We start from the raw sequence: 20816 nt of genomic DNA on the forward strand, positions 1-20816 counted from the left end.
TAACCCTTGAAGTCACAGGGGTTCGCGGTGTTCGCTTACTGCCTGTCAGCAATATGCGCTCTTGGGGACCGGCATTAAAGAGGGAATGGATTAAAGAGGTAATTTCGCCTCCTCCGCTTAAGCAGAAGAGGCGAATTAATGCAAATTACAGCAATTGAGACAGGCGGTTTAAATCAGACTGAATTGCTCCGGCAGTAACATCACGCCCGGCACCAGGGCCACGAATGACCAGAGGGTTATCGCGATACCAACGGCTCTCAATGGCAAAGACGTTATCGCACGGCAGCAACGAAGCCAGCGGATGGTCAGCACGAACGGCTTCAACGCCCACTCGAGCCTTACCATTAGCATCAAAGCGTGCCACGTAACGTAACACCAACCCCATCTCATTCGCGGCTTCTAAGCGCTGAATCATTTGCTGATTCAATGCTTCGCCATTTTCAAAGAACTGATCTACCGACCCCACATCAGCACCAGCAGGCACCAGCGACTCCACCCGCACCTGATTCGGTTCAATGTCATAACCCGCTTCACGGGCCAGAATCACCAGTTTACGCATCACATCCTGGCCGGAAAGATCCACCCGTGGGTCTGGCTCAGTCAGACCTTGCTGCCAGGCTTGATCGACCAATTCGGTAAAGGGTACCGTGCCGTCAAATTGCAGGAATAACCACGACAGCGTGCCGGAGAAGATACCACTGATCGCCAAGATACTGTCGCCGCTATCACGTAGATCACGCACCGTGTGGTTAACCGGTAAGCCAGCGCCCACCGTGGCGTTGTACAGCCAGTGGCGGCCGGTTTTGGCAAAAGCATCGCGAATTTGGCGGTAGTTATTGCTACTGGATGCACCGGCCAGTTTGTTGGCGCTGATAACGTGGAAACCGTAGCTGGCGAAATCCAGATATTGTCCGGCCAGCGACTCACTAGCGGTCACATCCAGCACCACCAAATCATCAAACGGGTGTGCTCGCATCCACAAGAACAGCGACTCTTCATCCTGCTCTTTGGCTTCGTCATCATAAAATGCCAATGTCCGACTGGCATCCAGCCCATCGTAACTTAACAGGCTGCGGCGGCTATCCACCACACCTGCCAGCACAAACTCAAAACCACTGCGCGCCGAGATATTCTTCTGCTCGCGGGCGAACAGTTCCAGCCAGCGGGCACCAATATTACCTTTGCCGAACAGCATCAGACCAATGCGTTTTTCTGCACGGAACAGTGACTGGTGCAAGCCCTGAATCAGGTGTTCAGTCGGACCAAGGCGCAAAACGGCCACCATGCTGATCCCATCTTCTGCCTGCCAAATAAACTCAACTGGCTGATCTTTTAACTGTTGGTAGAACCGGTGGCTGTGCAGTGGGTTCTTGCAGACCCCCGCGCCCACCAGTGCGACCAGTGCCAGCCCTTCGCGTAGGGATAATTTACCCGGCAGCGCGGCATCTTCCAGCACTCTTAGTGCACTGTTAACTACTTCGGAGGTATAGCAGAGTTGCAACAGATTGCGATCGGGATGAATACCGGTGGCTAGCGGTTTGATTTGCGCACGTTTGAGTAGCAAATCAATCTCTTTCTGCGCCAGCGAGAAATCGTGATGACCGGCAATCTGCAATTCGATCAGGCAGACATCATCATGGCTGGTAACGATTTTCGCCCCCGAACCTGATGCCAGTACGCGCTCAATGCGGGTTGAACCCTGCTCTGGCTGATAACTACAACGCAGTTGTAAATCGATATCACTGCCTGAAACCGGCTGTAGCGTGCGGGTATGCAGCACCGGTGCTGCCAGACGGGCCAATTCACTGGCTTCATCCAATCGCAGTAACGGTAACAGACAGGCATCTTTTACTTTGCGTGGGTCAGCACTGTATACCCCAGCAACATCACTCCAGATGGTCACCCGCTCGACCCCCGCCAGCGCCCCGACTTGTGTCGCCGAGTAGTCACTGCCGTTACGCCCCAGCAGCACGGTTTCACCGGAATTACTGCGCGAGATAAACCCTGTCACCACCAAACGTTGATGTGGATGCTGGGCCATTAATTGTTGTAACAGCGGGTAAGAACGGCCTTCATCGATTTGTGGTTGTGCCGCACGCTCTGCGCGCAGGAAACTACGGGCATCCAGCCAGGTGGCGTTCATATCCTGCTTGTTCAAAACCGCCGCCATCAAACGGGCGGACCAAATCTCACCGTGCCCCACCACTTCGGCATAAATTGCATCGTCGACTTTGTTATCCAGCAGGCCCGCCAAACGCTCCAAATCATGGATAAACTCACTAATCAGCGGTTCGGCCATTTCTGGAGACAATAAGCCACTGATCAGATCATGTTGATAACGACGTAAATTTTGTTGCACCTGATGAGCAGAAAGACGATCACTTTGGCTCAGTTTCAACCAGCTAATCAGTTGGTTGGTGGTACTGCCTGCCGCAGACACCACCATCAGATCACCAGGATGACTGTAATTGGCCATAATATTGGCCACCCGCAGGTAACACTTCACATCCGCAAGGCTACTGCCACCAAACTTATGCAGTTGACGGCCGGTCACCGCCGCTGCTACCGCTGTTGCATTCATGCTTACCTCGTTCCCGCCAACTGGAAAGCATTTTCCAAATCGGCAATCAAATCTTCGCTGTCTTCAATACCCACGGAAATGCGCAACAAGCTGTCAGTAATACCTGCGGCAATGCGCGCTTCTGGTGCCATACCGGCATGGGTCATGGTCGCTGCATGGGAAATCAGACTTTCCACACCGCCCAAAGACTCTGCCAGAGTAAATAACTCAAGGGCTGAGAGGAAGCGACGCAGTAGCTGTTCATCACCATCAAGCTCAAAACTGAGCATCGCACCGAAACCAGACTGCTGACGGCAAGCAATTTCGTGGCCGGGATGTTGTGGCAGAGAAGGATGATACAGCTTTTTCACTAAAGGCTGCTGCTGTAAATAACGAACAATCTCATCCGCATTACGTTGCTGCTGAGCCATACGTGGCGACAAGGTACGCAAACCGCGTAATAACAGGTAGCTATCAAATGCTGCCCCCGTTACCCCGATATTATTCGCCCACCATGCCAGCTCAACCGCCAGCTCAGGATCTTTGGCAATTACCGCACCAGCGACCACATCAGAGTGACCATTTAGGTATTTAGTACAGGAGTGAACCACCAAATCCGCCCCTAAAGAGAGTGGCTGCTGCAAGGCGGGGCTGAGGAACGTGTTATCACAAACCGTCAGAGCACCTACTGCACGTGCCGCCTTGCAGATAGCGGCAATATCTACCACTCGTAGCAGCGGATTACTGGGTGTTTCAATCAATATAAGCTTGGGTTTTTCCGCCAAGGCCCGGCTCAATGCCGTTTCATCACCCTGATCGACAAACAGCACCCGATAAGCACCGCGCTTGCTCAGACTATCGAATAAACGATAACTGCCGCCGTAACAGTCGTGTGGGGCGACCAGCAAATCACCCGGTTTTAGGAATGTGGTGCAAACCAAATGAATCGCCGACATCCCGCTGCTGGTCATGACTGCACCCGCACCACCTTCCAGTTCCGCCAGTGCACGCTGTACCACATCGCGCGTCGGATTCCCGCGACGTGAATAATCATGTGTGCGCGGCTGATTAAAATCGATAAAATTATAGGTACTGGAGAGGTGAATCGGGGGAACAACGCAGCCGTATTGCTCGTCATCGTTCAACCCGCTACGGACTGCTATTGTTGCCTGTTTACGCGTCATATGGATTTCCACCAGCCGGTTATCGAGAAAATGTTACGCCAGATTAGACGCACAAATTACGGACGTCAATACATCTGGACATCTAAACTTCTTTGCGTATAGATTGAGCAATGGAATAATAACCGCTAAAATTGTAGAGGCTTTAACTATCTTAATGATGTCAGTGAGTTTTCGGTGGTGTTTTGTTTAACCGCAAGGAGCGTATCGAAAGGTAACGGCTATCAATAAGTAGTAAAATGATTAAATGGGTGATGTTGCTCTAGTAAAATCGACATTTATTTAGTGAGAACAGCGAAGATCGGGCATAATTGGCCGGTTTTCAGAATTTTGTATTTTCCCGACAAATTTAAGGTGTCCCATGGCTGAGTGGAACGGCGAGTATGTCAGCCCTTACGCTGAACACGGTAAGAAAAGCGAACAGGTCAAAAAAATTACGGTATCCATTCCGCTGAAGGTGTTAAAAATCCTCACCGATGAACGGACCCGCCGTCAGGTGAACAACCTGCGCCACGCCACCAACAGTGAATTGTTGTGTGAGGCCTTTTTGCATGCATTTACCGGCCAGCCGCTACCGAATGACGAAGACCTGCGTAAAGAACGTAGCGATGAAATCCCGGAAGCCGCGAAAATTTTAATGCGTGAGTTGGGTGTTGATCCCGATACCTGGGAATATTGATAAATACAGTTTTAACATGATACTCATCACTCCACTGATTCGCTTTAATTGTATTTTTAATCGTAAAGTGGAGTGAAATTAATGCCTTTTCCCGTGGGAGATGGTTTGCTTACCGCTAAAATAAGCGACTTACAGATCAACAATATGTGGAGTGAGGATGTCCGTCCTCATCTTAGTCTGTGGGAAAAAATCAAAGATTTTTTCTTTTCCATTCATCAAGAAGAAGCACTACAACTCTTATTTGATCTCTATCACCCTTCGCCAAATACTACCCCACAAAGAGTTAAAGAGATTTGGGAACAATTAAGACAGTTAGCCTCACCGGGTTATGAGAGCTGTTTTGGTTGTACCGATTCTAATCTCGATCCCAATCATTTCACCATTGATGGTACAAATTTATCGCTGCAAATAGGTACTGATGGCTACAAAGTCACTAATGATTTTACTCTAGATCTAAAGTACAGATACCAACCTAGCAATTAAGTGCCCTATAGTCAGTTGGATCATGCCAATCTCGCGACACTGACTATCATCTTTTGCTAACAACAAAAAAGGCACCCGAAGGTGCCTTTTTCATCTGACGGGCAATAATTACTTCTTAGCGCCCGGCATGCTGAAACGCTTGTTGAAGCGGTCAACACGGCCACCGGTAGCAACATCACGCTGCTTGCCAGTGTAGAACGGGTGGCATTCGCCGCACACGTCCAGATTCAGGTCATGACCAACAGTAGAGTTGATCTTGATAACGTTACCGCAAGAGCAAGAAGCAGTAACTTGTTCGTATTTAGGGTGGATACCTTGTTTCATGGAAAACCTCTATATTTAGGCCGTGTCGCTATCCAGCCCTGTTCCGCCAGACACCACACGATTGATAAATAACAATTTGATTGTTAACGAACAGCTGCGGATAAAGTAAGCAACGGTTGTTAACAGGATTTGATATCGAATTATACCAAAGGCGGCGAATCATACAGAATTTGACTAAACCGCGCAATCGAATCCGCACATTGTGAAGCACGCAGTGTAAACTGTTCAATCTTTATTTATACCCGTCATACTTCAAGTTGCATGTGCGTTGGCTGTGCTCAATAACCCGAATCACTTACTCATGTAAGCTCAGCGGGATTTTCTCGCTTGCCGCCTTCCTGCAACTCGAATTATTTAGGGTATAGGCCAATTGTACTTATTTAGACCAATTTTAGTTATTAGGATGAAAAAACATGTCCGTTGTTCAAGTGGCATTACCCGTACCGTTGGCCCGTAGCTTTGATTACCGTTTAGACAGCGCCATGGCCTGCCCGGTGGTCGGTGCTCGCGTCAGTGTGCCATTTGGTAAACGCAAAGCCATCGGAATTGTGGTGGGTATCAGTGATACCAGCACATTCCCCCTTGAACAACTGAAAGCCATTGACGCCGTTCTGGATGAGCGCAGCCTATTCCCACCCAGCTTGTGGCGCATTCTCTGCTGGGCAACCGAGTATTATCATTACCCGATAGGTGAAGTGCTGTTCCATGCTCTACCTATTCTGTTGCGCCAGGGGAAGCCTGCCCAATCTGCGCCGTTGTGGCAGTGGTTCGCAACCGAACAAGGGCGAGCCACACCACCGGAAAGCTTAAAACGCGCACCGAAGCAGCAACAAGCGCTTGCCGCATTATTGCAAAAACCGGTCTATCGCCATCAAGTTAATGAAATGGCACTCACCGAAAGCGCATTGCAGGCATTACGCAGTAAAGGGCTAATTGACCTGCGGGCGCAGGAAATCGCGACTACCGATTGGCGCAACGGCTTCGCCGTTCTGGGTGAGCGCCTGCGGCTGAATACCGAGCAGGCAACCGCCGTTGGGGCGATTCGCAGTGAAGATACCCAGTTTGCGGTCTGGCTGCTGGCTGGGGTGACCGGCTCCGGTAAAACAGAAGTTTATCTGAGCGTGCTGGAAAATATTCTGGCACAAGGCCGCCAGGCGTTGGTTTTAGTCCCTGAGATCGGCCTGACCCCACAGACTATCGCTCGTTTTCGCGAAAGGTTTAACGCCCCCGTTGAGGTGCTCCATTCAGGTTTAAATGACAGCGAGCGTTTGTCCGTCTGGCTACGGGCGCGTAACGGCGAAGCCGCAATTGTTATTGGTACCCGCTCGGCACTGTTTACGCCGTTTTCCCGCCTCGGGGTCATTATTATCGATGAAGAGCACGACAGCTCTTATAAACAACAAGAAGGCTGGCGGTATCATGCCCGGGATTTAGCCGTATTTCGTGCCCGTGAAGAAGGCATTCCTATCGTGATGGGCACGGCGACCCCGGCGCTTGAGACCCTGCACAATGTGCAAATGGGTAAATATCGCCAGTTGACGCTATCTAAACGGGCGGGGAATGCCAAACCCGCCGTACAGCATTTGCTCGATTTAAAAGGCTTGCCGCTTAAAGTTGGCCTCTCTCAGCCACTGCTAAAACGGATGAAAACCCATTTGCAGGCCGATAATCAGGTAATTTTGTTCCTGAACCGCCGTGGCTATGCTCCCGCGCTACTGTGCCATGAGTGTGGCTGGATTGCTGAATGCCAGCGCTGCGACCACTATTACACCTTGCATCAAAATCACCGTCAGTTGCGCTGCCACCATTGCGACAGCCAGCGCCCGGTGCCTCAGCAATGCCCAAAATGTGGTTCAACCCATCTGGTCTCTGTCGGTGTTGGCACTGAACAGTTAGAGAACGAACTGGCTCCTCTGTTCCCGGATACTCCCATCACTCGAATTGACCGCGATACCACCAGCCGCAAAGGCTCGCTGGAACAGCATTTGGCTGATGTCCATCAAGGGGGTGCGCGCATCTTGATTGGTACCCAAATGTTGGCTAAAGGGCATCACTTCCCTGATGTCACGCTAGTGGCCTTGCTGGATGTCGATGGCGCACTGTTCTCGGCAGATTTCCGTTCGGCGGAACGGTTTGCCCAGCTTTATACACAAGTTTCAGGTCGTGCCGGGCGCGCGGGTAAGCAAGGTGAAGTTATTTTACAAACACACCACCCCGAGCATCCACTGCTGCAAATTTTGCTGCAACAGGGCTACGATGCCTTTGCCAAACAGGCCCTAGAGGAACGTAAAAGCGTATTTTTACCGCCTTATACCAGCCATATCATCGTGCGCAGTGAAGATCACGATAACCAGCAATCCGCGCTATTCCTGCAGCAATTGCGTAATTTGCTGGAAGCCAGCCCACTCAAAGATGATGCATTGTGGATTATGGGGCCAGTGCCCGCATTGCAGGCCAAACGCAGTGGGCGCTTCCGTTGGCAATTGCTGTTACAGCACCCTTCACGGCAATTGCTACAACGGCTGATTAAAACCTCTCAGCCGCTAATCAATACATTGCCGCAGGCACGTAAGGTTAAGTGGACGTTGGATGTTGACCCAATAGACAGCTAATTCCCCGCCTTAATTAATGCCAATAACGTTGAGTAGTCTCTCTTTCACTTGGGGGATTTATTGTTTGATCTGTGCCACAAAGCAATCGATTACCCCGCTTTCTGCGAGCCAGTGCGAAAAAACCTACTTATGTCACACTTTTTATGCAAATTAGGTAACAAATTACCCCCACTATCTGTATAGAATGACGGAAAGCCTGCATTAAGCATCAGTGCTGGCTCGGAGCCAGAGCAAGGAGAAAGGCGTTGGAACATAAGAAAGAATTCACGATGGCTACCATGAAAGACGTTGCTGAAATGGCAGGTGTTTCAACTGCGACGGTGTCACGCGCACTGATGAACCCGGAAAAAGTGTCAACAGTCACCCGGCAAAAAGTGGAGCAAGCTGTTCTGGCGGTGGGTTATTCTCCTCATGCTTTGTCCCGCAATATTAAACGTAATGAATCGCGCACAATTCTGGTTATTGTACCGGATATTAGTGACCCGTTTTTTGCTGATATCATTCAAGGGATTGAGTATGCGGCAGCCCAGCAAGGTTATCTGATCTTAATTGGCGATTGCGCACAACAAACCCAGCAAGAGCGTAGCTTCGTTAACCTGATCATTACCAAGCAAATTGATGGCATGTTGTTGTTAGGTTCCAATCTGCCTTTTGATGCCAGCAAAGAAGAGCAGCGCAATTTGCCGCCAATGGTGATGGCAAACGAGTTCGCTCCTGAACTGGAACTGCCAACGGTACATATCGATAATCTGACTGCCGCTTATGAGGCGGTTAATTATCTACATGAATTGGGGCACAAACGTATTGCCTGTGTTGCCGGGCCGGAGAGTTTGCCGCTAAGCCATTATCGGCTCCAGGGCTATATTCAGGCACTGCGTCGTAATGGTATCGCTGTCGACAGTGACTATATTATGCGCGGTGACTTTAGCTATGAAGCTGGCGCAGAAACCTTTGCGGTGCTGATGGCATTGCCTCATCCCCCAACAGCAATATTTTGTCACAATGATGTGATGGCGATAGGCGCGATGTGGCAGGCAAAGAGAATGGGACTACGTATCCCGCAGGATGTCTCGCTGGTAGGCTTTGACGACCTGAAGTTGTCACAGTATTGTGATCCCCCTTTGACCACCGTGGCTCAACCACGTTATCAAATTGGTCAGCAAGCCATGTTACTATTACTTGAGCAGCTACAAGGGCATTCAGTACAAAGTGGCTCCCGGTTGTTAGACACCGAGTTAATTGTCAGGGAAAGTACTGCTGCGCCTAAACGCTAGGCAAATATTCAGGGGTTCAGTAACATGACGGACTTATTCCATCATCAAGACGCAGCGAAACGATAGTGGCACAAAGAGATTATGTAAGCCGAGGGCGCTCAGGAGCGCGGCGCAAAAGCACCAGCCGGAAAAAACGCAGTGCGCCAGCAGTATCTAAAACCGTGGTGGCGCTGGCCGTCGCGCTATTAGTGGTATTTGTTGGTGGCCTCTATTTCATCACCCACAATAAGCCGGGTGAGCTTCCGTTATTGCCCAGCCATGACCCTCGTACCGGTAATGGGTTACCGCCCAAACCGGAAGAGCGCTGGCGTTATATTAAAGAGCTGGAAAATCGCCAAATTGGTGTACCGATGCCAACAGAACCTTCTGCTGGTGGCGAAGTTAATTCCCAGACACAACTGACTAATGAGCAGCGCCAATTGCTAGAGCAGATGCAGGCAGATATGCGCCAGCAGCCAACGCAGTTATCAGAGGTTCCGTATAACCAGGGGATGCCGGTGCCACGCTCTGCTGTGACCATCAAACCACCGGTCACGACCCTGCAACAGCAGCCGCTAACACCGCCGCGCCAGACTACCGCGCCGGTACAGCAGCAGACGCAGGTACAATCGCCTGTGGCTACCCCACAGCGCGCGCAACCGGCAGCTCCGGTAACACCGGCCGTTACACCGCCGAAACCGGAGAAAGAAAAAGAGAAAGAGAAAGAAAAAGCGCAACGTTGGATGGTGCAGTGTGGTTCATTCAAAGCCATCGATCAGGCCGAATCTATCCGCGCCCAATTGGCATTTGGCGGTATCGAAAGCCGCATTACCAGCGGTGGTGGCTGGAATCGTGTGGTCCTTGGCCCTTACAGTACCAAAGCAGCCGCTGATAGTACCTTGCAACGTTTGAAAGGCGCGGGTCAATCAGGATGCATTCCCCTCGCTGTAGGGGGTTGAAAAGTAGCAATCCTCCCCCATTTATAATCTCAATATACCCCGTACTGTTTTTTGACAAACAGTACGGGGACTCATTCAGTCTGCAACGAGGGTCCGCTCGTGACAACAATTGTAAGTATACGCCGTAATGGTCATGTCGTTATTGGTGGTGATGGCCAGGTCACTCTGGGCAATACCGTAATGAAGGGTAATGCCAAAAAAGTACGCCTGCTATATCACAATAAAGTGATTGCGGGCTTTGCTGGTGGTACTGCTGATGCCTTTACGCTGTTTGAGCTGTTTGAGCGCAAACTGGAGATGCATCAAGGCCATCTGACTAAAGCGGCTGTCGAGTTAGCCAAAGACTGGCGTACTGATCGTATGTTACGCAAGCTTGAAGCACTACTGGCTGTAGCGGATGAAACAGCATCACTCATCATTACCGGCAACGGCGATGTTGTGCAACCAGAAGACGACCTGATTGCTATCGGTTCCGGTGGGCCTTATGCCCAATCTGCCGCGCGCGCGCTGTTAGACAATACTGAATTAAGTGCCAAAGATATCGTTGAGAAGTCTCTGAGCATTGCGGGGGATATCTGTATCTATACCAACCGCTTCCAAACCATCGAAGAATTAACGTATAAAGCGTAAGGATAGAGTGACATGTCTGAAATGACCCCACGCGAAATCGTCAGCGAACTTGATAGCTACATCATCGGCCAGGATAAAGCTAAACGTGCGGTGGCAATTGCCCTGCGTAACCGCTGGCGCCGTATGCAGCTCAATGAAGAGTTGCGTCACGAAGTTACCCCTAAAAACATTCTGATGATCGGTCCAACCGGTGTCGGTAAAACTGAAATTGCTCGCCGTCTGGCAAAATTGGCCAATGCGCCATTTATCAAAGTTGAAGCGACCAAATTCACCGAAGTGGGTTATGTTGGTAAAGAAGTGGATTCTATTATCCGCGATCTGACCGATGCGGCTGTGAAAATGGTTCGCCATCAATCAATTGAGAAAATGCGTTACCGGGCTGAAGAGTTAGCCGAAGAACGTATTCTGGACGTGTTGATTCCACCGGCCAAAAATAACTGGGGCCAGCCGGATGAAACACAAGAGCCATCCGCTACCCGCCAGGCTTTCCGCAAAAAATTGCGTGAAGGGCAACTGGACGACAAAGAGATTGAAATCGATCTGGCTGCTTCGCCGATGGGGGTTGAAATCATGGCACCTCCTGGCATGGAAGAGATGACTAACCAGTTACAATCTATGTTCCAGAACATCGCCGGTCAGAAACAAAAACCGCGTAAAGTCAAAATCAAAGACGCATTCAAACTGCTGATTGAGGAAGAAGGCGCGAAACTGGTCAATCCAGAAGAACTGAAACAGCAAGCAATTGATGCCGTTGAACAACACGGGATCGTGTTCATCGATGAAATCGATAAAATCTGTAAACGCGGTCAAACATCAGGCCCGGATGTGTCCCGTGAAGGGGTACAGCGTGACTTGCTGCCATTGGTCGAAGGTTGCACCGTATCAACTAAACACGGCATGGTGAAAACTGACCATATCTTGTTTATTGCCTCCGGCGCATTCCAGGTGTCCAGCCCGTCAGATCTTATCCCGGAATTGCAAGGCCGCCTGCCAATCCGCGTTGAATTGCAGGCGCTGACCACCGATGATTTCGAGCGTATCCTGACCGAGCCAAGTGCCTCATTAACCGAGCAGTACAAAGCGCTGATGGCTACTGAAGGGGTTACCGTTGAATTTACTCGCGAAGGTATCCGCAAAATTGCTGAAGCAGCATGGCAGGTTAACGAGCGCACCGAGAATATCGGTGCACGCCGCTTGCATACCGTGCTGGAGCGTTTGATGGAAGATATCTCCTATGACGCTAGCGAAAGTAATGGTCAATCCATCACTATTGATGCTGTATATGTTGGTAAGCATCTTGATGAGCTGGTAGCAGATGAAGATCTGAGTCGTTTTATCCTATAATTCGCTTTATATCTTTATGCTGGATAAAATAGTCCGCCAGGACAATATCGAGTGGGAGGCATCGCCTCCCACTGCTGTTTTTTGACAGACATAATGTTTTTAACACGCCGATATGGGCGGACCAGACTCCTAATATAATAAAATGAAGCGAAACATGAGCCTATCAACCAACACCAGCCAGACCCAGGCTTGGCTGGAAAGCCTGCGACCACGAACCCTGCCACTGGCCTTTGCCTCAATCGTTACCGGTTCAGCCCTTGCTGTCTGGCTCGATAGTTTTAAACCTGCCGTAGCACTCCTCGCCTTATTAACTGCTGGCCTGCTGCAAATTCTATCTAATCTGGCTAATGATTACGGTGATGCCATCAAGGGCAGTGATACTGAAGAGCGTATCGGGCCATTGCGCGGGATGCAAAAAGGGATGATTACCCGCCAGCAGATGAAAGTGGCGCTGATTGTTACCGTTATTCTGACGATTATTTCCGGTATCGCACTCATTGCTGTGGCCTGTGAAAAACCCAGCGATGTTTTAGGCTTTTTATTGCTTGGGTTAATGGCAATTGTGGCAGCTATTACCTATACCGTCGGTAGCAAACCCTATGGTTATATGGGGCTGGGTGATATTTCAGTACTGGTCTTCTTCGGCTGGCTGAGTGTCGCGGGGACTTACTATCTCCAGGCTGGGCACTTTGACACTATCGTGATGTTACCCGCTACGGCCTGCGGTTTACTGGCAACTGCGGTTTTGAATATTAATAATTTGCGCGATATTGAAAACGACGCAGCTAATGGTAAAAACACGTTGGCAGTGCGTTTGGGGCCGGTGGTCGCACGTTATTATCATGCCATATTAATCGCGGCAGCAATTTTGTGCCTGGCAATATTCACGCTTCAGAATTTGCATAGCTGGGCCGGTTGGATCTTTATTCTAGCCGTTCCGTTACTGGTCAAACATGCGCTGTTTGTACTGCGTGAGCCTACTGCTGCTGGTATGCGCCCAATGCTTGAGCATATGGTTAAAGCCGCATTACTGACCAACGTTCTGTTTGCTGTCGGTCTGGTATTCAGTTAATCCCAGCGGTTTGTTCTTCAAACCTTCTCCGGGCCACACCCCATAAAGGCCAGCCCGGATAAATTTAACAATTGATGATTTTGCCAACAGTAGCCAGAAAGGGATATACTTAATCTCCCAGCCGCAACCAGACGTTAATCCTATGAAATATGATACTTCCGAACTCTGTGATACCTATCATGAAGAGGTAAATGTGGTAGAACCACTGTTCTCCAATTTTGGGGGGCGCACTTCATTTGGTGGCAAGATTACTACTGTAAAATGTTTCGAAGATAACGGCTTATTGTTCGACCTGCTTGAAGAAAATGGTCTGGGCCGAGTTCTGGTCGTTGACGGCGGTGGCTCGGTGCGCCGTGCATTAATCGATGCTGAGTTAGCTGAATTGGCATTGAAAAACGAGTGGGAAGGCATTGTGGTTTACGGTGCCGTGCGTCAGGTAGACGATCTGGCGGAGTTAGATATCGGTATTCAGGCAATGGCTGCAATTCCGGTAGGTGCGGCAGATGAAGGCATTGGTGAGAGCGACATCCGTGTGAACTTTGGCGGTGTAACGTTCTTCTCTGGTGACCACTTGTACGCAGATAACACTGGGATCATCTTGTCAGAAGAGCCACTGGATATTGAATAATATCCCTCTGATTTTCATAAGAAAGGGCGATATTGATATCGCCCTTTTTGCTACTTCGTATTTGCAGTAGCTACGTGACAAGCTGCCTTCAACAACCGATTACAGTTGCATTAAGCCAGCCGGCACTTAGACTTCTTCCATCTTTCCCAACAGTGCCCGCAGACGATCCTGCCAAACATGCTGCTCTTGTTTTAGTTGCTCATTTTCGCGCACTAAGGCTTCACGGCCACCAGCAGCATCCTGAACTTCTTGGGACAGGGTGTTATTCTTCTCTTTCAGCTCTTCAATTTCCATCTGTAGCAAAGTGATGGTATCAATCGCCTGCTGAACTTTAACTTCCAATTTCTCAAATACTTCAAATGACATTCTTCGGTCCCCTTATGGTAGCAAGGCGTACATCTTTTGGTCGCAGTCATCATTCTTAGCCGACGTCGCCGTATTAACTAAGTCACCGTATCTACTGAGCTGACCCTCGGCAGATGAAACTGCTGTGAATACTTATCGCGCTATATATCCATCGAACTAGGTGTAACAAGCGCTATGTTCTAACGCGTTCCTTTGCAGAGGCAACGCAGCTTGATAAAAACGATGCTCTTGATAAACCGATTGTATGTAGCCAGCCCCCCCCTGTCTAGCGCCATACCGGTACAAACCACACTCTGTAGCAATTTCGTGTCAGTAACTATCAGCAAAAACCGAAAAACCGCTATGACCCATCCTGTAAAGTTATACATGCCTTTAACAACTGATAGCGAAACCACTGGTCTGATCACACTTTCAAAGTCCCTTAACAGCCTTGAATAACGCGAAATCGCTCATTTTTATGACACACCACACACATTTTGATTTCGCTATTTCTCGTTTGTGCTCGTTAACGATAAATTTACATCACTCCCTTCGCGGTTCGAAGGGCAAAAATAAGAAATACCCTATAAATCTCTGTCTGTAGGACATCTACTATGAGCCAAACCGCTAGTTCGACGTTGAAGGGCCAGTGTATTGCGGAGTTTCTCGGTACCGGTCTGCTGATCTTTTTTGGTGTAGGCTGCGTTGCTGCATTGAAGTTGGCTGGAGCCAGTTTTGGGCAGTGGGAAATCAGTATCATTTGGGGCCTGGGTGTTGCCATGGCCATCTATTTGACAGCAGCAATCTCAGGTGCACATCTTAATCCGGCCGTAACCATTGCATTGTGGTTATTCGCTTGTTTCGATCGCCGTAAAGTTCTCCCTTACATTGTGGCGCAGGTTGCCGGCGCATTTTGCGCTGCCGCGTTAGTGTACGGCCTCTATTACAACCTGTTTGTCGATTTCGAACAAACGCACCAAGTGGTTCGCGGTAGTGCCGAGAGCCTGAATCTGGCCGGAATCTTCTCAACTTATCCAAATCCTCATATTTCTGTGTTCCAGGCCTTCCTGGTTGAAACAGTGATTACTGCCATTCTGATGTGTCTGATTCTGGCACTGACCGATGATGGTAATGGTATTCCACGCGGCCCACTGGCTCCTCTACTGATTGGTATCTTGATTGCCGTTATCGGTGCATCTATGGGTCCATTGACTGGGTTTGCATTGAATCCAGCACGTGACTTTGGTCCAAAGGTATTTGCTTATCTGGCAGGTTGGGGCGAAATTGCCTTCACTGGCGGGCGTGATATTCCTTACTTCCTGGTCCCTATTTTCGGGCCTATCGTCGGTGCATTACTTGGTGCTTTCGGTTATCGCGCCCTGATTGGCCGCCATTTACCGTGCGATGTCTGCGTGGTTGATGATGAAGAAACCACGGTAACGACCACAGAACGTAAAGCATAAATAATAGATACTACCCAATAGATTTACGGCAACTTAAAAGTAGGCTAACTATGACAACTGAAAATACTACTCAAAAGAAATACATTGTTGCGCTTGATCAGGGAACCACCAGCTCCAGAGCCGTGGTGCTGGATCATGATGCCAATATCGTGAGTGTTTCTCAGCGCGAATTCACTCAAATTTACCCGAAAGCCGGTTGGGTTGAACATGACCCGATGGAAATCTGGGCGACGCAAAGCTCAACACTGGTTGAAGTGCTGGCAAAAGCCGGTATCAGTTCTGACGAAATCGCCGGTATCGGTATTACCAACCAACGTGAAACAACCATTGTTTGGGATAAAGTAACTGGGAAACCAGTGTATAACGCCATTGTTTGGCAATGCCGTCGTACTGCTGATATCTGCGAAAAACTGAAAAAAGAAGGGCTGGAAGAGTACATCCGTTACAACACCGGCCTGGTGGTCGACCCTTACTTCTCCGGCACCAAAGTGAAATGGATCCTTGATAACGTCGAGGGTGCCCGTGAGCGCGCTGAACGCGGTGAGTTACTGTTTGGTACGGTGGATACCTGGCTGGTATGGAACATGACCCAAGGCCGCGTACACGTTACGGATTACACAAACGCATCACGTACCATGATGTTTAATATCCGTACCAAAGAGTGGGATGACCGTATGCTGAAAGCGCTGAATATTCCGCGCGCTATGCTGCCTGAAGTCCGTCCATCCTCAGAAGTTTACGGCCAGACCAACATTGGTGGTAAAGGCGGGACCCGTATTCCAATCGCAGGGATCGCGGGTGACCAGCAAGCGGCCTTGTTCGGTCAACTTTGTGTACAACCCGGTATGGCCAAAAATACCTACGGAACCGGCTGTTTCCTGTTGATGAATACCGGTACAGAAGCCGTTCAGTCTACTCATGGCCTGCTGACTACTATTGCCTGCGGCCCACGAGGTGAAGTTAACTATGCACTGGAAGGCGCGGTATTTATTGGCGGCGCATCTATCCAGTGGCTGCGTGATGAGCTAAAACTGATCAGTGATGCTACCGACTCCGAATATTTCGCCACTAAAGTGAAAGACAGCAACGGCGTATACGTAGTGCCAGCGTTCACCGGCCTCGGCGCCCCTTATTGGGACCCGTATGCCCGAGGTGCGATTTTCGGCCTAACACGTGGGGTTAACAGTAACCACATTATCCGTGCAACCCTTGAATCGATTGCTTACCAGACGCGTGATGTACTGGATGCGATGCAGGCAGATGCCGGCGAACGTCTGAAATCACTGCGTGTGGACGGTGGTGCGGTGGCGAATAACTTCCTGATGCAGTTCCAGGCCGATATTCTGGGTACCCGCGTTGAGCGCCCAGCGGTTCGTGAAAGTACCGCTCTCGGTGCTGCGTTCCTCGCAGGTCTTGCGACTGGCTTCTGGAGTGATCTGGATGAAGTGAAAAGCAAGGCAACGATTGAACGCGAATTCCGCCCAGGGATTGAAACCACTGAACGTGATGTTCGCTACCGTGGCTGGAAGAAAGCCGTGGCACGTGCCCAGGCATGGGAAGAACACGAAGAGTAACGGCCCGCTTGTTTTACACTGTTTTTTGTAAACCAAAGGCGCCATCATCCCTGATGGTGCCTTTTTATTGTGAAAAATCTCATCCCGCCAAAAGACACCCCTACGGCTTTACTTCGCAAAGATGGTAGAATTCCTGCTTACATCCTTCTTCTATTACCCTAAATAATTCGAGTTGCAGAAAGGCAGCAAGCGAGAAAAGCCCCAAGAGCTTACATTAAGTAGGTGACTGGGATGACAAATCTGCTTGCAGCGGCCTCGCCTTGCGAGGCCCATGGACGGGCCGAGTAACGAGCGTAGCCAACACACATGCAGCTTGAAGTATGACGGGGATACAGGTCTAACCATGAAACGTGAACTAGCCATCGAGTTTTCCCGTGTCACCGAAGCTGCCGCGCTGGCAGGCTATAAGTGGCTGGGCCGGGGCGATAAGAATGCCGCCGACGGCGCTGCCGTACGGGCCATGCGTATTATGCTCAATCAAGTCAATATTGATGGGCAGATTGTTATCGGTGAAGGTGAAATCGATGAAGCACCGATGCTGTTTATCGGTGAAAACGTGGGGACCGGTCAAGGTGATGCTGTTGATATTGCGGTTGACCCGATTGAAGGCACCCGTATGACAGCCATGGGCCAGGCAAATGCGCTGGCAGTGCTGGCAGTGGGAGATAAAGGGACATTTTTACATGCCCCGGATATGTACATGGAAAAGCTGGTGGTTGGACCGGGAGCCAAAGGGGCTATCGACCTTAACCTACCGCTGGAACAAAACCTGCGCAATATCGCCATCAAGCTCAATAAACCCTTGAGTGATTTAACTGTTATCACGCTGGCTAAACCACGCCATGACGGTATCATCGCTGAAATGCAGCAACTTGGGGTGAAAGTGTTTGCCATTCCAGATGGCGACGTGGCAGCGTCCATTTTGACCTGCATGCCAGAAAGCGAAGTCGATGTGATGTACTGCATCGGTGGTGCGCCTGAAGGTGTCATTTCTGCTGCGGTGATCCGTGCACTGGATGGCGATATGCAAGGCCGCTTGTTGCCACGCCATCAAGTTAAGGGCGATAACGAAGATAACCGCCGTATGGGTGAACAAGAATTGATACGTTGCAAATCCATGGGTATTGAAGCAGGTAAGGTGCTGTTATTGGGGGATATGGCCCGTAATGACAATGTGATTTTCTCTGCAACCGGTATTACCAAAGGCGACTTGCTGGAAGGGATTTATCGTAAAGGCAACATGGCGACCACTGAGACACTGCTGATCCGGGGTAAATCCCGCACTATCCGCCGTATCCGTTCGACCCATTTCCTTGATCGCAAAGACTCAGCCTTACACGAGTTCTTGCTGTAAACCGCCCCGTGAATCTTTTTCGTCCTCTTTGAGCAAAAAATAAAACGGGTACCGCATTTAATCAGTACCCGTTTTTATCTGCCGACTTAAGCATGATGCTCTTGTGGTTGCATCCGATGAGATAACGGCCACCAGCACAGCAAAATCAGAATTGCCATGGCAAACATCAGTAGCCCCAAACTAAATTGCCCGGTTTGTGGCAGCATAGCTGACAACCAGGTAGCCAATCCTGATCCCATATTCTGCAATCCCCCCACTAATGCCCCTGCCGCACCGGCCAGGTATGGAAACGGCTCCATGGCACCGGTAGTTGCCAGTGGGAACAGCATTCCGGCACCAAAGAAGAATAACGCTGCCGGTATCACCAGCGTCCAGATATTCATGATGCCGAACCAACCAGGGATCCACATCATCAACCCGGCCAGCAGGCAACTGATAACCGAATGCCACATCAGGCTGTGAAAGGTTTTACCCTCGCGCCCGGCATACCATGCACCGAAAAATGCGGCGGGGATCGGCAGAATAAACAGAATACTGACCATCATACCGCTCAGCCCCAGCACACCCCCCATCAACACGCCGGCACTGGCTTCAAATACGGCAATCCCGGCCAACGCTCCAATCAACATGATTAAATAGCAGCTAAAGGCCCGGTCAGAGAGTAACAGGCGGAAGCTGGCCAACATTCGCCGCTTTTCAGTTTGCTGTGGCCGAGTCTCCGGCAACCAGCGGAACATACAAAACGCCACACCACCACACAGAAATAGCAAGAACGCATAGCAAGCGCGCCAGCCAAATAGACTGGCCAGCACTCCGCCGATAACCGGTGCCATTAAAGGGCTGACTAAAATACCCATATTTAACATACTGTTGGCGTAGCGTAGCGCCGTGCCGGCATATAAATCCCGTGGCATGGTGCGTGCCATCACACCTGCAACTCCCGTCCCCATCCCCTGCAAAGCGCTGGCAGCAACCAACATGGTCAGGCTATCCGCCAGCCAAGCCCCAAGCGCGCCCAACATGAATATCATCATACCGACCAGAATCACTGGCCGGCGACCAACCCGGTCTGATAGCGGGCCATAAATCAATTGTGAAAAACCATAGGTCAATAGATACGCTGCCATCACGCGCTGCACCACTCCGGTGCGAACCGATAAATCACGGGCGATATCCGAGATAACCGGCACATAAATGGTTTGCGCCATCTGACCAACGGCAACCAGGAGGATCAACATAACCAGCAGGTGGAAATTTTCTATTTTTCTCATTGTCTTAACTAGTCTATTAGCCGGACTACGTGCCACATTGATATTGAAAAAGTGACACACCTCACTATTGGCGCATAAGCTAACAAATCTAGGAATTTTAGCGAGCCAGCACGACATATTGCTAAACAGCCAACTGGCAGATAAAAACACCATGGGCGTAAAGTAAACTGTCCATCTCGACAGGGACCGGTATTCCCCAGTAGATAAAACAGGACATAACATTTAATCGATAATACTTTTCAGCTAGATACCATAAAATATCGTCATCGCTTTAGGCATCACTTCAGATAAGCATATGACGGGAAAAGAATTATGGCTGAATGGGTTAGTGGCAAGATTACTCACATCGAACGCTGGACAGATTCTCTGTTTAGTATTCGGGTCAATGCGCCAATTGACCCCTTTACTGCCGGTCAATTTGCCAAGCTGGCGTTAGATATTAATGGTGAGCGAGTGCAACGGGCTTATTCGTATGTCAATGCACCGAGCGACGAAAATCTGGAGTTTTATCTGGTCACAGTACCGGAAGGCAAACTCAGCCCACGGCTGGACCAGTTGCCCGTAGGCGGTGAAGTGATGGTCACCAAGCAAGCGGCGGGCTTCTTTGTGCTAGAAGAGATCCCCGATTGCGATACCTTGTGGATGCTAGCCACCGGCACCGCGATTGGCCCCTATCTGTCAATTTTACAGGAAGGGCGTGATTTAGAACGCTTCCAAAATCTGGTGTTGGTCCATGCGGCACGTTTTGCCCGTGACCTCAGCTACCTGCCACTGATGCAACAACTTGAACAGCGCTACAACGGCAAGTTACGTATCCAAACAGTGGTGAGCCGTGAGGAGTCCCACGGTTCATTGACAGGCAGAGTTCCGGCATTGATTGAGAATGGCTCACTGGAAGCGGCTGTCGGCCTGAAAATTGACGCGCATGACAGCCATGTAATGCTATGCGGTAACCCGCAGATGGTGCGAGATACTCAGCAGTTGCTGAAAGAGCAGCGCGAGATGCGAAAACATTTGCGCCGTAAACCGGGGCATATGACCAGCGAGCAATATTGGTAATAAAAAGTGAACCAAGGGTTGGCAT

18 protein-coding genes are annotated in these 20816 nt (G+C 50.0%); 13 read left to right on the forward strand and 5 right to left on the reverse strand.

Annotation, left to right across the window (positions count from 1 at the left end; all coding sequences use genetic code 11):
* Nucleotides 1-145 precede the first annotated feature (145 nt).
* Together V1956_RS01470 and metB are read right to left on the reverse strand one after the other, a co-directional pair.
* Nucleotides 146-2581: a bifunctional aspartate kinase/homoserine dehydrogenase II gene (locus V1956_RS01470; RefSeq protein WP_083161790.1), complete on the reverse strand. Its 2436-nt coding sequence runs from the start codon at nucleotides 2579-2581 to the stop codon at nucleotides 146-148.
* A gap of 2 nt (nucleotides 2582-2583) precedes the next feature.
* Nucleotides 2584-3744 carry a cystathionine gamma-synthase gene (gene metB, locus V1956_RS01475; protein WP_442824743.1) on the reverse strand — a complete coding sequence of 387 codons (1161 nt, stop codon included), beginning with the start codon at nucleotides 3742-3744 and terminating at the stop codon, nucleotides 2584-2586.
* Nucleotides 3745-4102: 358 nt separating this feature from the next.
* Here metB and metJ point away from each other — a divergent pair, with 358 nt between their 5' ends.
* Together metJ and V1956_RS01485 are read left to right on the forward strand one after the other, a co-directional pair.
* Nucleotides 4103-4420 (forward strand): met regulon transcriptional regulator MetJ, encoded by a 318-nt coding sequence (metJ, locus tag V1956_RS01480; protein WP_004392248.1) that lies wholly within the window; start codon nucleotides 4103-4105, stop codon nucleotides 4418-4420.
* An 81-nt stretch (nucleotides 4421-4501) separates the two neighbouring features.
* A complete protein-coding gene (locus V1956_RS01485; RefSeq protein ID WP_372560119.1) occupies nucleotides 4502-4903 on the forward strand; it encodes a hypothetical protein in 402 nt (133 codons plus the stop codon).
* Between the two features lie 108 nt (nucleotides 4904-5011).
* Here the strand turns inward: V1956_RS01485 and rpmE are convergent, their stop codons facing one another.
* Nucleotides 5012-5227, reverse strand: a complete 216-nt coding sequence (gene rpmE, locus V1956_RS01490) for a 50S ribosomal protein L31 (RefSeq protein WP_083161786.1) — start codon at nucleotides 5225-5227, stop codon at nucleotides 5012-5014.
* A 413-nt stretch (nucleotides 5228-5640) separates the two neighbouring features.
* Between rpmE and priA the strand changes: the two genes are divergently transcribed.
* The 7 genes from priA to rraA all read left to right on the forward strand — a co-directional run bounded on the left by priA (nucleotide 5641) and on the right by rraA (nucleotide 13725).
* Nucleotides 5641-7839, forward strand: coding sequence for a primosomal protein N' (gene priA / locus V1956_RS01495; RefSeq protein ID WP_372560120.1), 2199 nt, complete (start codon nucleotides 5641-5643; stop codon nucleotides 7837-7839).
* A 245-nt stretch (nucleotides 7840-8084) separates the two neighbouring features.
* Nucleotides 8085-9113: a DNA-binding transcriptional regulator CytR gene (cytR, locus tag V1956_RS01500; RefSeq protein WP_083161782.1), complete on the forward strand. Its 1029-nt coding sequence runs from the start codon at nucleotides 8085-8087 to the stop codon at nucleotides 9111-9113.
* Between the two features lie 65 nt (nucleotides 9114-9178).
* Nucleotides 9179-10051, forward strand: coding sequence for a cell division protein FtsN (gene ftsN / locus V1956_RS01505; RefSeq protein WP_420071219.1), 873 nt, complete (start codon nucleotides 9179-9181; stop codon nucleotides 10049-10051).
* A gap of 99 nt (nucleotides 10052-10150) precedes the next feature.
* On the forward strand, nucleotides 10151-10681 hold the full coding sequence (hslV, locus tag V1956_RS01510; protein ID WP_420071218.1) for an ATP-dependent protease subunit HslV: 531 nt from the start codon (nucleotides 10151-10153) through the stop codon (nucleotides 10679-10681).
* 12 nt (nucleotides 10682-10693) lie between these two features.
* Nucleotides 10694-12025 (forward strand): HslU--HslV peptidase ATPase subunit, encoded by a 1332-nt coding sequence (gene hslU / locus V1956_RS01515; RefSeq protein ID WP_083161778.1) that lies wholly within the window; start codon nucleotides 10694-10696, stop codon nucleotides 12023-12025.
* A gap of 154 nt (nucleotides 12026-12179) precedes the next feature.
* The gene (locus V1956_RS01520; protein ID WP_083161776.1) at nucleotides 12180-13097 is read left to right on the forward strand and encodes a 1,4-dihydroxy-2-naphthoate polyprenyltransferase; all 918 of its coding nucleotides are present in this window, start codon (nucleotides 12180-12182) and stop codon (nucleotides 13095-13097) included.
* A 142-nt stretch (nucleotides 13098-13239) separates the two neighbouring features.
* Nucleotides 13240-13725: a ribonuclease E activity regulator RraA gene (gene rraA / locus V1956_RS01525; protein ID WP_083161774.1), complete on the forward strand. Its 486-nt coding sequence runs from the start codon at nucleotides 13240-13242 to the stop codon at nucleotides 13723-13725.
* 126 nt (nucleotides 13726-13851) lie between these two features.
* Here the strand turns inward: rraA and zapB are convergent, their stop codons facing one another.
* On the reverse strand, nucleotides 13852-14091 hold the full coding sequence (gene zapB / locus V1956_RS01530) for a septal ring assembly protein ZapB (protein ID WP_004704796.1): 240 nt from the start codon (nucleotides 14089-14091) through the stop codon (nucleotides 13852-13854).
* 593 nt (nucleotides 14092-14684) lie between these two features.
* Here zapB and V1956_RS01535 point away from each other — a divergent pair.
* The 3 genes from V1956_RS01535 to glpX all read left to right on the forward strand — a co-directional run bounded on the left by V1956_RS01535 (nucleotide 14685) and on the right by glpX (nucleotide 18461).
* Nucleotides 14685-15533 carry an MIP/aquaporin family protein gene (locus tag V1956_RS01535; protein ID WP_083161772.1) on the forward strand — a complete coding sequence of 283 codons (849 nt, stop codon included), beginning with the start codon at nucleotides 14685-14687 and terminating at the stop codon, nucleotides 15531-15533.
* 50 nt (nucleotides 15534-15583) lie between these two features.
* On the forward strand, nucleotides 15584-17107 hold the full coding sequence (gene glpK, locus V1956_RS01540; protein WP_083161770.1) for a glycerol kinase GlpK: 1524 nt from the start codon (nucleotides 15584-15586) through the stop codon (nucleotides 17105-17107).
* 343 nt (nucleotides 17108-17450) lie between these two features.
* Nucleotides 17451-18461, forward strand: coding sequence for a class II fructose-bisphosphatase (glpX, locus tag V1956_RS01545; RefSeq protein ID WP_083161768.1), 1011 nt, complete (start codon nucleotides 17451-17453; stop codon nucleotides 18459-18461).
* An 86-nt stretch (nucleotides 18462-18547) separates the two neighbouring features.
* Here the strand turns inward: glpX and emrD are convergent, their stop codons facing one another.
* The gene (gene emrD, locus V1956_RS01550; RefSeq protein WP_372560122.1) at nucleotides 18548-19732 is read right to left on the reverse strand and encodes a multidrug efflux MFS transporter EmrD; all 1185 of its coding nucleotides are present in this window, start codon (nucleotides 19730-19732) and stop codon (nucleotides 18548-18550) included.
* Between the two features lie 312 nt (nucleotides 19733-20044).
* Between emrD and fpr the strand changes: the two genes are divergently transcribed.
* Nucleotides 20045-20791: a ferredoxin--NADP(+) reductase gene (gene fpr / locus V1956_RS01555; RefSeq protein ID WP_372560123.1), complete on the forward strand. Its 747-nt coding sequence runs from the start codon at nucleotides 20045-20047 to the stop codon at nucleotides 20789-20791.
* Nucleotides 20792-20816: the final 25 nt, after the last annotated feature.

The sequence above is a fragment of the Yersinia sp. 2540 StPb PI genome, from assembly GCF_052217165.1.
Taxonomy (GTDB): Bacteria; Pseudomonadota; Gammaproteobacteria; order Enterobacterales; family Enterobacteriaceae; genus Yersinia; species Yersinia enterocolitica_E.